The organism is Lentzea sp. (assembly GCF_035525475.1).
Lineage (GTDB): Bacteria > Actinomycetota > Actinomycetes > Mycobacteriales > Pseudonocardiaceae > Lentzea.
Genome location: NZ_DATLEC010000248.1, coordinates 1 through 14,717 on the forward strand (window position 1 = coordinate 1; position 14,717 = coordinate 14,717).

Genomic DNA, 14,717 nt, shown 5'->3' on the forward strand with positions numbered 1-14,717 from the left:
AGATGCACAGGACCGGGTTCAGCCGGAACCATCATCACCATGGTTTCGCCGAGACACACGACACCGCCGACGTGTTCGAACCGCATGCGTGCTCCAGAGGTGTTCGTTGACGGCGGCGCACCCGAATGCTACACAACTCAGTATCACATCGCGCAATGGGAGTTGCAAAATATGCAACAACTGGTGGAGATGGACCTCACGGCCGTCGCGGACATCAGGTCGGAACGGATCAGCTGGCGGTTCAAGGGCCTGCCGTCGAGCACTTTCGGCTCGACCATCGGCGAGGTCGCGGACCGGCGGCTGGACCTCTTCGCGGACGAGTTCGTCGGCCCGCTCGTCGTGCTGGACGCGGACGCGTTGACGCACAACCTGACGACGATGGCCAAATGGTGTGACAACCACGGCGTCAAGCTCGCGCCGCACGGCAAGACGACGATGGCGCCGCAGCTCTTCCAGCGGCAGATCGAGCACGGCGTCTGGGGCATCACGGCGGCCAACGCGTCGCAGCTGCGTGTCTACCGGGCGTTCGGGGTCAGCCGGATCCTGCTGGCGAACCAGCTGCTCGACCCCGGCGCGCTGCGCTGGCTCGTCACCGAGCTGGACCACGACCCCGGCTTCGAGTTCAGCTGCTGGGCGGACTCCGAGGCCGGAGTCACGCTGATGAGCGAGACGCTGCAGGAACTCCAGCCGTCACGTCCGGTCGACGTGATCGTCGAGCTCGGCGCTCCCGGCGGCCGGACGGGTGCGCGCGACCTGGAGACGGCGCTGGCCGTCGCACGGGCGGTGGACCAGAGCCCGGTGCTGCGACTGGTCGGCGCGGGTGGCTACGAAGGCGCGCTGGCGCACGACGCCTCCGCGTCGTCTCAGTCCGTTGTGGACGGTTATCTCGCGGACCTGCGCACGCTCGTGCTGCGGCTGGCCGACGCCGGGCTGCTCGACGAACTGGACTCGGTCATCGTCACCGCCGGTGGCAGCGCGTACTTCGACCAGGTGGCGGCGACGCTGGCCAAGCCGTGGCCGGTACCGGTGACCCCGGTGCTGCGCAGCGGCGCGTACATCACGCACGACGACGGCTTCTACCGCGGGATCTCGCCGTTCTCCCGGATCGACGGCGTGGAACCGTTCCGCTCTGCTTTGCGTGCTTGGGCTCAGGTGACCTCACGGCCGCAGCGCGACCTGGCGTTACTGACGATCGGCAAGCGCGACGCGTCGTTCGACGAGGGCCTGCCGGAGCCGCAGCTCCTCCGCCGCCGCGACGGTGCGGTCGCCCCGCTGACCCAGGCCGGCGTGACCGCGCTGAACGACCAGCACGCGTTCCTGCGGCTCGGCCCCGAGGCCGCGGTCCGCGTCGGCGACTGGGTGGGGCTGGGCCTGTCCCACCCCTGCACGGTGTTCGACAAGTGGCAGCTCATCCCGGTCGTGCGGGGCACCACCGTGGTCGACCTGATTCGCACCTACTTCTGAGAAGGAGTGCACCGATGGACGACGTCGTCCTGCGCGGACCACTGATCGCCGACGGCACCGGCGCACCCGCCTACCGGGCGGACGTGTCGATCAAGGACGGCGTCATCTCGTCCATCGGCGACGGGATCTCGGCCACCCGCTCGATCGACGCGGACGGGCTGGTCCTCGCGCCGGGGTTCATCGACATGCACTCGCACTCCGACCTGCGCGTGCTCGCCGAACCCGACCACCTGGCGAAGGTCTCGCAGGGCGTCACGACCGAGGTGCTCGGCCAGGACGGCCTGTCCTACGCGCCGGTGGACGACGAGGTGCTCGCGACGCTGCGCGGCCAGCTCGCCGGGTGGAACGACGACCCGCCGGGCTTCGACTGGAACTGGCGCTCGGTCGGGCAGTACCTCGACCGGCTCGACCGGGGCATCGCGGTGAACGCCGCGTACCTGGTGCCGCAGGGAACGCTGCGGATGCTCGTCGTCGGCTGGGACGACCGGCCGCCGACCGAGTCCGAGATGGACAGGATGAAGGCCGTTCTCGCGCAGTCGCTCGCCGAGGGCGCGATGGGGATGTCGTCCGGCCTCACCTACACGCCGGGCATGTACGCCGGCACGTCCGAGCTCGTGCGGCTGTGCGAGGTCGTCGGACAGCACGGCGGGTTCTACAGCCCGCACCACCGCAGCTACGGCGCGGGCGCGCTGGAGGCGTACGCCGAGATGGTGGACGTCTCGAAGCGCTCCGGCTGTGCGCTGCATTTGGCGCACGCGACGATGAACTTCCCGGTCAACAAGGGCAAGGCGCCCGAGCTGCTGGCGTTGCTCGACGACGCGATCGCCGGTGGCGCGGACATCTCGCTGGACACCTACCCGTACCTGCCCGGTGCGACCTACCTCTCCGCGCTGCTGCCTTCGTGGGCCACGGAGGGTGGGCCGGAGAGGGCACTGGCAAGGTTGTCCGATGTGGACACCCGTGAGCGCATCCGCGCCGAGATCGAGGAGACCGGCTCCGACGGGTGCCACGGCGTGCCGGTCGACTGGGACTCCATCGAGATCAACGGCGTGCGCAACGACCGCAACGCGCACCTGGTCGGCGCGAGCGTCCAGCGGTCGGCCACCCGGCTCGGACGGGCGCCGGCCGACCTCTACTTCGACGTGCTGGTCGACGAACGCCTGGGCACCTCCTGCCTCATGCACGTGGGTCACGAGGAGAACGTGCAGGCGATCATGAAACATCCGGCGCACACGGGCGGCAGCGACGGCCTGCTCGTCGGCGACCGGCCACACCCGCGCGCGTGGGGCACGTTCCCGCGCTACTTCGCGCGCTACGTCCGCGAGCTGGGCGTGCTGAGCCTGGAGGAGTGCGTCGAGCACCTCACCGGCCGTGCCGCCCGGCGTCTGCGGCTCACCGACCGGGGTCTGGTCCGCGAGGGCTACGCGGCCGACCTGGTGCTGTTCGACCCGGAGACGATCGCCGACACGGCGACGTTCGACGAGCCGCGACAGCAGGCCGCCGGCATCCCGTACGTCTTCTGCAACGGGGTACCGGTGATCGACGACGGAACCGCCACCGGCGCATTGCCAGGCCATTCACTCAGGAGCCGCCCGTGATCGACTGGTTGCAACACTCAACAGGGGGCTTGCTCACCCTCGCGGTAGTCAGCATCGCGGTGCTGCTGCTGCTCATCATCAAGTTCAAGGTCGAGCCGTTCATCGCGCTGATCGTCGTCGCCCTGCTGGTCGCCCTCTTGGCCGGCGTGCCGGTGGAGACGCTGGTCGGCTCGGCGCAGAAGGCCTCGGACTCGTTGCTGGAGAAGGGCTTCGGCTCCATCCTCGGCCACATCACCGCGATCATCGGCCTCGGCACGCTGCTGGGCGCGATCCTCGAGGCGTCCGGCGGCGCGCAGGTGCTGATGGACAAGCTGATGACCGCGTTCGGCGAGAAGAAGGCGCCGGTCGCGATCGGTCTCGCCGGTCTCATCTTCGGCGTGCCGGTCTTCTTCGACATCGGCATCTTCGTCCTGGCCCCGCTCGTCTACGTGGCGGCCAAGCGCAGCGGCAAGTCGATCGTGCTGTTCGCCATGCCGTTGCTGGCAGGTCTCTCGGTCATGCACGCGTTCATGCCGCCCCACCCTGGACCGGTGGCGGCGGCCGGGCTGCTGAAGGTGTCGCTCGGCTGGATCATCATCATGGGTCTCGCGGTGGCGATCCCGTCGTGGTTCGTCGGTGGCGTCCTGTACTCCTACTGGATCGGCAAGCGCATCAACGTGCCGGTGCCGGAGGAGATGCTGGCGGCGGCGGAAGCGGCGCGCGCGGAGAACGGCAGCGGTGATCGTGAACCGCCGTCGCTCGGCCTGGTGCTCTCGATCATCGGTCTGCCTCTGGTGCTGATCCTCGCCGGCACGTTCGGCTCGATCCTGCTCACCAAGGGGTCGCGCCTGTACTCGGTGGCGACGTTCTTCGGCACTCCCGCGGTCGCGTTGACGATCTCGGTGCTGCTCGCGTTCTGGCTGCTGGGTTTCCGGCGCGGCATGACGCGGGAGAAGGTCGCGGAGCTGTCCGCCGCGTCCCTGAAGCCGGTCGCGATGATCCTGCTCGTGGTCGGTGCCGGTGGCTTCTTCGGCGCCGTGCTGGCCGCGACGGGCATCGGCAAGACGCTGGCGGGCGAGCTGGCGGGCCTCGGCCTGCCGGTGATCGCGCTGTCGTACGTGATCAGCTGCGTCATCCGCATCGCCCAGGGCTCGGCGACGGTCGCGATCGTGACGACCGCCGGCATCGTCGCGCCGGTGGTGGCGGACCTGAACTACTCGCAGCCGCAGCTCGCGCTGGTCGTCATGGCCATCGCGTCGGGGTCGATCATCGCCTCGCACGTCAACGACGGCGGGTTCTGGATCGTGTCCCGGTACTTCGGGCTGTCGGTGAAGGAGACGCTGCAGTCGTGGACCGTCCTCGAGACCATCCTCTCGGTCGTCGGTTTCACGGTCGCGGCACTCATCAGCCTGGTTGTGTGATCCGACAGAAATCAACATTTTCGACCGCTTGACATCCCCGTAACGTCCCCTGAGGATCGGCCCATTGTTCATTTGTGTTCGATGTGAACGGGGCCTGCATGAGCAACACGGAGGTCGTGCACCTGCACGACGACATCTCCAGCGTCGTCATCACCATCGAGGGCACGAGCCTCCCGGTCGTCATGCACTGGGGACGAACACTCGGAAACGTCGACCAGGCCGCACTGCGCGGTCTGGTCGACGGCGTCTCGTGGACCAACCCGAACAACGCGCCGGACCTCCCGGTCCCGCTCGCGCTGCTGCCCGACGCCGGCGCCGGGTACGCCGGTCGCCCCGGCCTGCGCGGCCACCGCGGCGGCGAGCACTTCGCCCCGGCGCTCCGGGTGACGTCGTTCTCCGGCGAGGACGGCTCGATCTTCCGCTACGTCGCGTCGGACGAGGCCGCGGAGCTGACCGTGACCGGCACCGTCGAGCTGCTGGAGTCCGGCATGCTCCGCCTCCGGCACGTCCTCCGCAACGACGGCGCGACGCCGTACGCGCTGGAGGGCCTGGAAACCGCGCTGCCCGTCCCCTCGCACGCCTCCGAGCTCCTCGACTTCACCGGGCGCTGGAGCCGGGAGCGCTCACCGCAGCGGCAGACTTTCCTCCACGGCTCGTGGGTCCGCGAGAGCCGTCGCGGACGCACCGGGCACGACGCGACGATCGGGTTGCTCGCCGGCACGCCGGGGTTCTCGTTCCGCGACGGTGAGGTGTGGGCGGTGCACGTGGCGTGGAGCGGCAACCACGTGACGTACGCGGAGAACCTGGTCGACGGCTCGCCCGTTCTCGGCGGCGGCGAACTGCTGCTGCCGGGTGAGATCACGCTGGCGCCGGGCCAGGAGTACGAGTCGCCGTGGTTCTGCGCGGCGTACTCGAGCGAGGGCATCGACGGCATCGGCGCGGCGTTCCACCGGCAGCTGCGGGAGCGCTCGCTGCGTCCCCGGCCGGTCGTGCTCAACACGTGGGAGGCCGTCTACTTCGACCACGACCTGGCGCGCCTGACGTCGTTGGCCGACACGGCCGCCGCCATCGGTGTCGAACGCTTCGTGCTGGACGACGGCTGGTTCCGCCACCGCCGCGACGACTCCGCGGGTCTCGGCGACTGGTACGTCGACGAGACCGTGTGGCCGGACGGGCTGACCCCGTTGATCAAGCACGTCCGCGCGCTGGGCATGGAGTTCGGCCTCTGGTTCGAGCCGGAGATGGTCAACACGGACTCGGACCTCTACCGCGCCCACCCCGACTGGGTGCTCGGGCCGCGTCCCGGCGTGCTGCCGCCGTCGTCGCGCAACCAGCAGGTGCTGAACATCGCGCACCCCGAGGCCTACGCGTACATCCTCGAGCGCGTCTCGTCCGTGCTGGCGGACAACGACATCGCGTTCGTGAAGTGGGACCACAACCGCGACCTGATCGGCTCGCGCGTGCACGACCAGACCGCCGCGTACTACCGGCTGCTGGACGACCTGCGGCTGCGGCACCCGCGCGTGGAGATCGAGAGCTGCTCGTCCGGTGGCGGGCGGATCGATCTCGGCGTGCTCGACCGCACCGACCGCGTGTGGACGTCGGACTGCAACGACGCCCTGGAACGCCAGCTGATCCAGCGGTGGACCGGCGTGTTCCTGCCGCCGGAGCTGATGGGCGCGCACGTCGGCCCCACGAGGTCGCACACCACCGGACGCGTGCACGACCTGTCGTTCCGCGTGGCCACGGCGTTGTTCGGGCACTTCGGCATCGAGTGGGACATCGACTCGGCCACCGAGGAGGAACGCGCCGGGCTGCAGGCCGCGATCGAGTACTACAAGGACGTGCGGTCGTTGGTGCACAACGGAGTCGTCGTGCACTCCGACCACCCGGACGACGCGGCCTGGGTGCACGGAGTCGTCGCCGTGGACCGGTCCGAGGCGCTCTACTGCTACGCGCAGCTCACGACCTCGGTGCAGAACAAGCCTCGACGGGTGCGGCTGCCCGGGCTCGACCCGCGGCGGACGTACCGGCTGTCGTTCGACGCCCCGGCGGGCCGGCCTCGGCTGACCCAGCGGGCACCGGCGAGCTGGGCTCCGCTGGAGCTGCCCGGCGCCGTGCTGTCGGAGGTCGGCGTCCAGCTGCCGGTCCTGGAGCCGGAGCAGGCAGTCCTGTTGCGCCTGAAGTAGAAGAACGGGCAGAGCCCCGGCGGGAAGTCCCGCCGGGGCTCACCTCTCCCCTTGTCACCGGCCGGCGCGACTTCCGTCGGCCTTGGTGGCCCACCACTTTCCGCCAACGCCCTGCCCGTTGGCTTCACCGCAGACCTCGTCCCCTGCGAACAGGTACTGCGGCCACCCCGCGATGGTGAGCTGTTTCCTCCCGTCCCGCTCGATCGTCCCCACGAGCGAGGAATCCACGCCCTGCGCCTGGAATCCCTCGTCGACGAAAGCGGGCGGCCACTGCTCCGCGCACTGCCCCTGGCAGTTGCTCGTGGGCGGGTCCGCGGAGTCGTCGTCGAACCGGTAGAGCGTCATGCCGTCCTTGTCGGTCGCGATGACGCCCAGGTCCGCCACGGTCGCGCTGGTGAGCGCGATCGCCTTGTTCTGCTGGGCCTTCTTGCCGTCGGTGGCCGTCGCGAACCACTTCGCCACCGTGACGCCCTTGGCCTCACCGGGCCTGCCGTCGTTCTTGAACGTGTACTGCGGCCAGTTCGCCACCGTGAGCTGCTTCTTGCCGTCCTCGCGGGTGATGGTGCCGAGCAGCTTCGGGTCGACACCCTTCACGCGCGGCTGGTCGCCCTCGACGTAGACGGGCGGCCAGTTCTCGGCGCAGCCACCGTCGCAATTGGACACCGATGGCTGTGCCGTGTCGCCGTCGAACCGGTAGAGCGTGAGACCGGCGTTGTTGGTCAGCACCGCGCCAAGTCCCGAGATGACTCCGGTGCGGGCGGCGAGCTGCGTGCGTTCGCCGCTCTTGCCGGTGGCGAACCACTTCCCCTGCAAGCCCTGCCCCTTGGTCTCACCGGGTTTGGTGTCCTTGGCGAACCGGTACTGCGGCATGCCGCCGACGGTGAGCTGGCGGCTGCCGTCCTCGCGGACGATGCTGCCGACGAGCTGCTGGTCGACGCCGTCGACCGAGAACTTCTCCCCGCCGACGGTCGCCGGCGGCCACGCCGCGGCGCACTCACCGTCGCAAGTGGACTCATTCGGCTTGTCGCCGTCGAACCGGTAGAGGGTGAAGCCCTCGTCATCGGTGACGACCGGCCCGAGGTCCTCGATCTCCGCGATCTTCAGCGCCACAGCGCTTTCCTGCTGCTGCGCGACCGGCTTGCTCTCCGGCGTGCCGGCGCAGGCGGTCAGCGAGATCAACCCCAGTGCGACGGCCGCGACGCTCTTGCGGATCATCCCCGACCTCCTGGCTCGTACCCTTCGATGCACACCACACGCAGGGGGAGCCGGAACGGTTCAAAGAACTTCTCAGAACATCGCGCGCTTCAGCGCGGGCACCGCCGCGGCCGTCCTGAGCACCGTCCGGAACAGGGTCCGCGAGAACGGGCTTCCCTCCGCGAACTGCCTGGCAGCGCGCAGTGAGTCGGCCACGGCCGCGAAGCCGTAGTCGTACATCTCGGTCTCATAGGCACTGATGCCGTCGATGCCGCTTTCAGCGAGCTTGCGTGCCAGCAACTGCGCGTCGCGCAACGCCACGTTGGCACCGATACCGCGCATCGGCGTCATCGCGTGGATGGCGTCGCCGAGCAACGTGACGTTCGTGCTCTCCCACCGCTCGATGGGCCTCGACGACCTGATGCGCCACTGACTGATCGTGTCCGGGTGCGACGACTCGACGATCCGCACCAGGTCAGGGCTCCATCCGGCGATCCGCCGCAGCACGGTTTCCTGCAGCCCCTCCCGTAACTCGGGGTCGTTCGCCGCGTACGCCCACATCAGGTAGGGACGCACGTTGTCGAACAACACCCCGTCGGCGTCCGTGTACCCGAGGCCGTCGTGATTGACCAGGAACATGCCGCACCTGCTCGTCGGGACGATCGTGTTGGCCCTGTCGAGAAGGCTCCGGGGAACCCAGTCGTGGTCGTCCACGAAGAGCTTCCCCGCCACGGCCACCACGCCCACCTCCTCGGTTCCCGCGTGCGGCAGGTACTGCTCGCGCACGCGGGAACCGATGCCGTCGGCACCGACGAGCACGTCGCACTCGGCTGTCGTGCCGTCCTCGAAGCGCAGGGTGATGGCACCGTCGCGCTCATAGCGCTCGAACCGCTTGCCGAACCGCACGTCCAGCCCGTCCAGCAGCACCTGCCGGAGCGTGATCCGGCTGGCGGAGTAGTGCTTCTCCCCATCCGGGTCCAGCACCAGCAACGGCTTGAGCTGTTCGGTCAGGAAGCCGAACCCGTTGGCGCTGGTGCCCGAGCTCTGCTCGAACCGCGCCCAGTTCTCCGCGGGCAAGCACTCCCGCAGAGCAGCGGCACCGTCCGGGTTGATGTGCACCCGATACCCCTGCAGACGGTCCGTGCGCGAAAGGTCGCGCTCGTACACCGCCACGTCCAAGCCGGCCTTGCGCAACCCGTGCGCCAGGCACAGCCCGCCGATTCCCCCACCCACCACAGCGATTCTCATGCCGCCGAGTTTCAACCGTCTGGTTGATTAAGTCAACTCATTGGTTGATAAAGGACCCGTCGGCTACCGTGTGGCGGTGGACCAACGCCGTTCTCCCAGCGCCTCGGAACGCAAGCGCGACCCGGAACGCACGCGGGCCCTGCTGCTGGAGGCGGCCGCGGCGGAGTTCGGCGCGAAGGGCTACGCGGCCACGCGCACGACGGACATCGCGGCGCGGGCGGGCGTGAACAAGCAGCTGATCTCGTACTACTTCGGCGGCAAGGAGGGCCTGTACAAGGAGCTCGCGACGAGCTGGCACAGCTCCGCGGCCGAGATGGCGAGCGCCGACCAGCCGCTCGACCAGGTGCTGGCGGGCTTCGTGCAGACCACGCTCACCGACCACGGCCGCCTGTGGGCGTGGTCGAACCTGGCGGGCGACAGCCCTCCCGTCGACGAGGCGTTCCTGCGCTCCCAGGTCGACCAGCTGCGCGACCGGCAGAAGGCGGGCGAGCTGCCGTCCGACCTCGATCCGGGCTTCCTGATGCTGGCACTGATGGCGGTGGCCGCCGCGCCGCTGACCCTGCGGCTGACCGCGCGCCAGATCACCGGCGAGGACCCCGCCACACCCGAGTTCGTCTCGAAGTACGCGGAGCAGCTGTCCCTGCTGATGCGGCACCTGTCCGGCCGAACCTGATCTTCCGCGAATCTGGTCTCCTGCGGGCCAGGACTCGCTACCTTGCGCACATGGACGAGTTCCGGCTCTCCGTCACCGACGAGCTGTCTACCGCGATCCAGAAGACGCACAAGGCCCTGAAGAGGCCCGATCGCAGACGTGCACTGCGAATCGCGCTGATCATCGGGCTCGTCGCCGTGCTGGGGGCCGGCGGGGTCGTCACCTACCGCCTGGTCTTCGCACCCGTCTACAGGACGACGTTCCTGATCGACACCGCCGATGGCGACCTGGCCGGCGTCGTCGGCGCGTTGACCACGGTCGTCGGCAACTCCGGCGAGCGCGACTCCCAGTCCCTGCGCAGCTTCGGCGGCGACTGCGGCGCCGAGGACAACACGGCGCAGCTCGTCGGGTTCGGCACCGGCAACCGCCAGGAGATCGCCGAGGCCGCGCGCTCGGTGCGGCAGGGCGCGAAAGCCACGCTGCAGCGCGGGATCGTCGAGGCGGTCGGCGACTTCACCGCGCCGCTGGCACTGAAAGCCAGGCAGGTCAACAGGATCATCGTCGTCACCCGGCACGCCGAGGACGCCTGCGACACCGACGACGAGTTCGTCCAGGCCCAGATCCGGGAGCGGGTCGCGGCGGCCGGTCTGAGCATCGAGTTCCGGTTCATCGGCTACCAGGTCGCCGACGGCGCACCGCTGAAGGAGCTGACCACGGAGCTCAAGACGCAGGACCCGACGTTGACGAAGACTCCGGACGAGCTGAAGCGCGCGCTCGAGTGGTTCGCCACCATCGAACCCGTGCTGCGGTCGTCGCAGTCGGTCGTCAACGTGCTCAACCCGACCGTCGACAAGCTCAACACGGCCACCGAGTCGATCAAAGCCGGCCGCTTCGACCTGGCGGACGGCGCTCTCGCCGAGGCCCGTGACGCCGTCGTCGACATCGAGATCAAGGACCTCGACGGTCGCACCAGCTCGCCGGACGCCGTGCTGCTGCGGGACATGGCGGTCCGATTGCGCACATTGCAGGCGGAGGTGATCAAGGCGGCCGACGGGTTGCTGGGCTCGGCCCGTTCGGGACGGAACCTGGCGGAACCGCTCGCCGTCTACACCAGGGCCGCCGTCGCGTACAACGACGTCGCGCGGCGCATGACGGGGAAGCTGACGGAACTGCGCGGGCAGGGTCCTGGGGGATCGTGATGAAACGCTGGTGGGTGGCGGCGGGGGCCGTCGTCCTGGTGCTGGGGCTGGTGACCGGTGGGCTGTGGGTGTTCCTGACTCCCGGCCACCGCACGACGTTCCTGGTCGACGCCTCCGAGTCGGCGGACTTCGGCGAGGTCGCGGACGCCGTCGGCGCCGCCGCGTCGAACATGTCCGCCGACGACTCGCTGGCACTGCGGAAGTTCGGCGGCTCGTGCGACTCCGCGAACACCTCGGAACTGGTCACGCCGGGCACCGGGCAGGCGGCGAAGATCGGTGACGCGGTCCGTGCGATCACGCCGAGCGGCAAGGCGACGTTGCTCAGCGGCATCCTCGCGGCGATAGACGACTTCGCGCGCACGTACCCGTTCCGCGGCTCCATGACCAACCGGGTCGTGGTCGTCGCACGAGGCGGCGCCGACGCGTGCGGCAAGAGCGCCGACGAGGTCCGGAGGATCATCGCCGACCACACCGCCCGGGCAGGCGTGAAGATCGACTTCCGGTTCGTCGGCCACCGGCTCACTCCGGAGCAGGTCAAGGCCCTGAACGACATCGCGGCAGCCGCCGACGCCCGGCAACCACGTCTCACCAGGACATCGGCCGAGCTCGTCACCACGATGAAGGAGGTGTCGATCCCCGCGGACCTGGTGGCGCAGGAGATCAGGACCTCACCGTGCGACTCGGTGACACCGGAAACGCTCGCCGCCGCGCACCCGCTCGGCGCCGACGTGCGGTACTTCGACATCAAGTGCCGGCAGGACCGGTTCGTGCTCGCGTCGGCGAACACGACCCCGAGGCGGTCCGACGACCTGCTGCTGGTCTTCGAGCTCAAGGACGAGAAGTGGCTGAACCTGAGCTCGGGCACGTCGCTGCCGTGCGGAACCGTTCCGCAGGAGGTCTGGAAGCAGTGGGAGATGCCGTGCGAGTTCGAGGCCGTCGTCTGCCGTGACGGCGAGCGGAAGGTGACCGACCTCGACGGTGTGGGCTGCCCCGCGGCCATCGCCATCGCCGACCGCTACTGGACAGCGGTCCAGGGAGGTCAGGCCCAGGGGCAGGGACTGTTCTGGGATGCCGCGGAGTGGTCGTGCGCCTGGCCCTACGAGGACGGCCTGGCCCACGCCCAGGTGCCGTTGAAGTGCGTGCGGACCACGGACGACAAGGTCGTGCAGATCGGCGACTACCAGCGGTGAGAGCGCGCCGCTAGGAGTCGCGACTGGCGGCCTTCTCCTCGAGGAACTGCTTCAGGCCCTTGAACCCGCCGCGCATCATCAGGTCGTGGTTGCCGCGGAAGAACGGCTTCGCGATCAGCACCAGGCGTCGCAGCAGCGCCTTGTTGACCACGACCTCCTGATCGAACATCAGGTCCGTGCCGCCGTCCCTGCCGATGATCTCCCAGCTCGCGAAGCCTTCGAGATCACCGGACAACGTGGCGCGCAGCAGACCTGCCTGCTGGTTCCTGATGCTGTGGCGGACCTGCACGACGAGGTCGAACGGCAGGAACGAGCGGCAGCGGAGCTCACCCGTCTCGTCGTCGATCTTCGTGGCCGACCGCACCTCGTGCCACCACAGCGGGTAGTTCGCGATGTCGGACAGCACCTCGTACACATCGCCAGGAGACGCGTCGACGTGCCACACGCTGCGGAAGCGATAGCGGTTGAGTGACACGACCACCATCATCCCGGATACCTCGTCCGAGTGACAGGTTCTCGACAGAATTCACAGGCGCCGCGAATTCCTCACGGCGTGTACTACGGCTCTAGTGGGACTCGAGCGCCCCACTAGGCCGTCCGTGTTCACTTGCCGGTGAGCTGAGGAAACCGTTCCAGGGCCCGCAACCAACCGACGGCCACGACGCGGCGGAGTGCCTGCTCCGACGAGTCGAACGCCTCTACGAGGCTGAAGGGGTACGCCGCGGGCTCTCCGCGTGACGCCTGAAGGGCGCCCTCGCGGTAGGCCAGCGCCAGTGCGTCGAGTGGGATCATCACCCTGTTGCCGACACCTCCTCGTTCTGGAGCACCTGCAGCAGGAACTGCCCCGTGTAGCTCTTCTCGACCTCGGAGACCTGCTCGGGTGTGCCCTCTGCCACGACCATACCGCCGCCGGAGCCCCCTTCGGGACCCATGTCGACGACCCAGTCGGACGTCTTGATGACGTCGAGGTTGTGCTCGATGACGATGACGGTGTTCCCCTTGTCCACCAGGCCGTTGATCACGCCCAGCAGCTTGCGGATGTCCTCGAAGTGCAGGCCCGTCGTGGGCTCGTCGAGGATGTAGACCGTCTTGCCCGTCGACCGCTTCTGCAGCTCCGACGCGAGCTTCACGCGCTGCGCCTCACCACCGGACAGCGTCGGCGCCGGCTGGCCCAGCCGCACGTAGCCGAGACCGACGTCGACCAGCGTCCGCAGGTGGCGGTGGATGGCGTTGATCGGCTCGAAGAACGTGGCCGCCTCCTCGATCGGCATGTCGAGGACCTCGGAGATCGTCTTGCCCTTGTAGTGCACCTCCAGGGTCTCGCGGTTGTACCGCGCGCCCTTGCACACCTCGCAGGGGACGTAGACGTCCGGGAGGAAGTTCATCTCGATTTTGATCGTGCCGTCGCCGGCACACGCCTCGCAGCGGCCGCCCTTGACGTTGAACGAGAAGCGCCCCGGCTGGTAGCCGCGGACCTTCGCCTCGGTCGTCGACGCGAACAGCTTGCGGACGTGGTCGAACACACCGGTGTAGGTGGCCGGGTTGGACCGCGGCGTGCGGCCGATCGGCGACTGGTCGACCCGCACCAGCTTGTCGACCTCGCCCAGGCCGTTGATCCGGGTGTGGCGGCCGGGCACCTGGCGCGCGCCGTTGAGCTTGTTCGCGAGCACCGTGGCCAGGATGTCGTTGACCAGCGTCGACTTGCCCGAGCCGGACACGCCCGTGACGGAGGTGAGCGTGCCGAGCGGGAACGACACGTCGATGCCGCGCAGGTTGTGCTCGCGGGCGCCGACGACCGTCAGCTGGCGCTTCTTGTCGATCTTGCGGCGCTTCGCGGGCATCGGGATCGACTTGCGCCCCGACAGGTACGCGCCGGTGATCGACTCCTTGTTCGTGAGCAGCTTCTTGTACGGGCCGCTGTGCACGACCTTGCCGCCGTGCTCACCGGCGCCGGGGCCGATGTCGACGACCCAGTCCGACGTGCGGATCGTGTCCTCGTCGTGCTCGACGACGATCAGCGTGTTGCCGAGGTCGCGCAGCCTCGTCAGCGTCTCGATCAGGCGGTGGTTGTCGCGCTGGTGCAGGCCGATCGACGGCTCGTCCAGCACGTACAGCACGCCCACCAGACCCGAACCGATCTGCGTGGCGAGCCGGATGCGCTGCGCCTCACCGCCGGAGAGCGTGCCGGACGCGCGGTCGAGCGACAGGTAGTCGAGGCCGACGTCGAGCAGGAAGTGCAGGCGCGCCTGGATCTCCTTGAGCACCGCGCCCGCGATCATCGACTCGCGCTTGCCGAGCTTCAGGCCGTCGAGGAAGTCGGAGCACTCCGAGACGCTCATCGCGCAGACCTCGGCGATCGAGCGGTCGCCCTTCTTGCCGTGGTGCAGCGTGACGGCGAGGATCTCCGGCTTCAGGCGCGTGCCCGAACACGCGGGGCACGGGACCTCGCGCATGTAGCCCTCGTACTTCTCCCGCATGTACTCGGACTCGGTCTGCTCCTGGCGCCGTTCGAGGAACGGGATCACGCCCTCGTAGTTGGCGTAGTAGGAGCGCTCGCGGCCGTAGCGGTTCTTGTACCGGACG

The 14,717-nt window shown here is 68.9% G+C and carries 12 protein-coding genes; 7 read left to right on the forward strand and 5 right to left on the reverse strand.

Going from position 1 to position 14,717, the window contains the following annotated elements:
- Positions 1-171: 171 nt before the first annotated feature.
- From VM306_RS37140 to VM306_RS37155, 4 genes are all read left to right on the forward strand, one after another.
- Positions 172-1,464, forward strand: a complete 1,293-nt coding sequence (locus VM306_RS37140; protein WP_325523440.1) for an amino acid deaminase — start codon at positions 172-174, stop codon at positions 1,462-1,464.
- A 14-nt stretch (positions 1,465-1,478) separates the two neighbouring features.
- The gene (locus VM306_RS37145) at positions 1,479-3,062 is read left to right on the forward strand and encodes a D-aminoacylase (RefSeq protein ID WP_325523442.1); all 1,584 of its coding nucleotides are present in this window, start codon (positions 1,479-1,481) and stop codon (positions 3,060-3,062) included.
- A complete protein-coding gene (locus tag VM306_RS37150) occupies positions 3,059-4,462 on the forward strand; it encodes a gluconate:H+ symporter (RefSeq protein ID WP_325523444.1) in 1,404 nt (467 codons plus the stop codon). The genes VM306_RS37145 and VM306_RS37150 overlap by 4 nt, the downstream gene beginning before the upstream one ends.
- 98 nt (positions 4,463-4,560) lie before the next feature.
- Positions 4,561-6,651, forward strand: a complete 2,091-nt coding sequence (locus VM306_RS37155; RefSeq protein WP_325523446.1) for an alpha-galactosidase — start codon at positions 4,561-4,563, stop codon at positions 6,649-6,651.
- Between the two features lie 54 nt (positions 6,652-6,705).
- On the opposite strand, the gene VM306_RS37160 is transcribed toward VM306_RS37155, so the two are convergent.
- Together VM306_RS37160 and VM306_RS37165 are read right to left on the reverse strand one after the other, a co-directional pair.
- Entirely contained in the window at positions 6,706-7,866 is a 1,161-nt protein-coding gene (locus VM306_RS37160; protein WP_325523448.1) for a hypothetical protein, read from the reverse strand.
- A 72-nt stretch (positions 7,867-7,938) separates the two neighbouring features.
- Positions 7,939-9,093, reverse strand: coding sequence for an NAD(P)/FAD-dependent oxidoreductase (locus tag VM306_RS37165; RefSeq protein ID WP_325523450.1), 1,155 nt, complete (start codon positions 9,091-9,093; stop codon positions 7,939-7,941).
- Between the two features lie 76 nt (positions 9,094-9,169).
- On the opposite strand from VM306_RS37165, the gene VM306_RS37170 reads away from it, so the two are divergent.
- From VM306_RS37170 to VM306_RS37180, 3 genes are read left to right on the forward strand one after another with little or no spacing between them, the layout of a single operon-like run.
- The gene (locus VM306_RS37170) at positions 9,170-9,766 is read left to right on the forward strand and encodes a TetR/AcrR family transcriptional regulator (protein ID WP_325523452.1); all 597 of its coding nucleotides are present in this window, start codon (positions 9,170-9,172) and stop codon (positions 9,764-9,766) included.
- Between the two features lie 50 nt (positions 9,767-9,816).
- Complete coding sequence (locus tag VM306_RS37175; RefSeq protein WP_325523454.1) at positions 9,817-10,944, forward strand: VWA domain-containing protein; 1,128 nt, start codon at positions 9,817-9,819, stop codon at positions 10,942-10,944.
- On the forward strand, positions 10,944-12,134 hold the full coding sequence (locus tag VM306_RS37180; RefSeq protein ID WP_325523456.1) for a hypothetical protein: 1,191 nt from the start codon (positions 10,944-10,946) through the stop codon (positions 12,132-12,134). The genes VM306_RS37175 and VM306_RS37180 overlap by 1 nt, the downstream gene beginning before the upstream one ends.
- A gap of 10 nt (positions 12,135-12,144) precedes the next feature.
- Here the strand turns inward: VM306_RS37180 and VM306_RS37185 are convergent, their stop codons facing one another.
- The 3 genes from VM306_RS37185 to uvrA form a co-directional block, all read right to left on the reverse strand.
- Positions 12,145-12,609, reverse strand: a complete 465-nt coding sequence (locus VM306_RS37185) for an SRPBCC family protein (protein WP_325523458.1) — start codon at positions 12,607-12,609, stop codon at positions 12,145-12,147.
- A gap of 128 nt (positions 12,610-12,737) precedes the next feature.
- On the reverse strand, positions 12,738-12,926 hold the full coding sequence (locus tag VM306_RS37190; RefSeq protein WP_325523460.1) for a hypothetical protein: 189 nt from the start codon (positions 12,924-12,926) through the stop codon (positions 12,738-12,740).
- Positions 12,926-14,717 (reverse strand): excinuclease ABC subunit UvrA (gene uvrA / locus VM306_RS37195; protein WP_325523462.1); only part of this gene is annotated, 1,792 nt, incomplete at its 5' end. The genes VM306_RS37190 and uvrA, both read right to left, overlap by 1 nt.

Excerpts from the sequence above, each read along its gene's own strand:
- VM306_RS37145 (WP_325523442.1), top strand. The coding sequence starts at position 1,479 with ATGGACGACGTCGTCCTGCGCGGACCACTGATCGCCGACGGCACCGGC.
- VM306_RS37175 (WP_325523454.1), top strand. The coding sequence starts at position 9,817 with ATGGACGAGTTCCGGCTCTCCGTCACCGACGAGCTGTCTACCGCGATC.
- VM306_RS37160 (WP_325523448.1), bottom strand. The coding sequence starts at position 7,866 with ATGATCCGCAAGAGCGTCGCGGCCGTCGCACTGGGGTTGATCTCGCTG.
- VM306_RS37165 (WP_325523450.1), bottom strand. The coding sequence starts at position 9,093 with ATGAGAATCGCTGTGGTGGGTGGGGGAATCGGCGGGCTGTGCCTGGCG.
- VM306_RS37155 (WP_325523446.1), top strand. The coding sequence starts at position 4,561 with ATGAGCAACACGGAGGTCGTGCACCTGCACGACGACATCTCCAGCGTC.
- VM306_RS37140 (WP_325523440.1), top strand. The coding sequence starts at position 172 with ATGCAACAACTGGTGGAGATGGACCTCACGGCCGTCGCGGACATCAGG.
- VM306_RS37190 (WP_325523460.1), bottom strand. The coding sequence starts at position 12,926 with ATGATCCCACTCGACGCACTGGCGCTGGCCTACCGCGAGGGCGCCCTT.
- VM306_RS37180 (WP_325523456.1), top strand. The coding sequence starts at position 10,944 with ATGAAACGCTGGTGGGTGGCGGCGGGGGCCGTCGTCCTGGTGCTGGGG.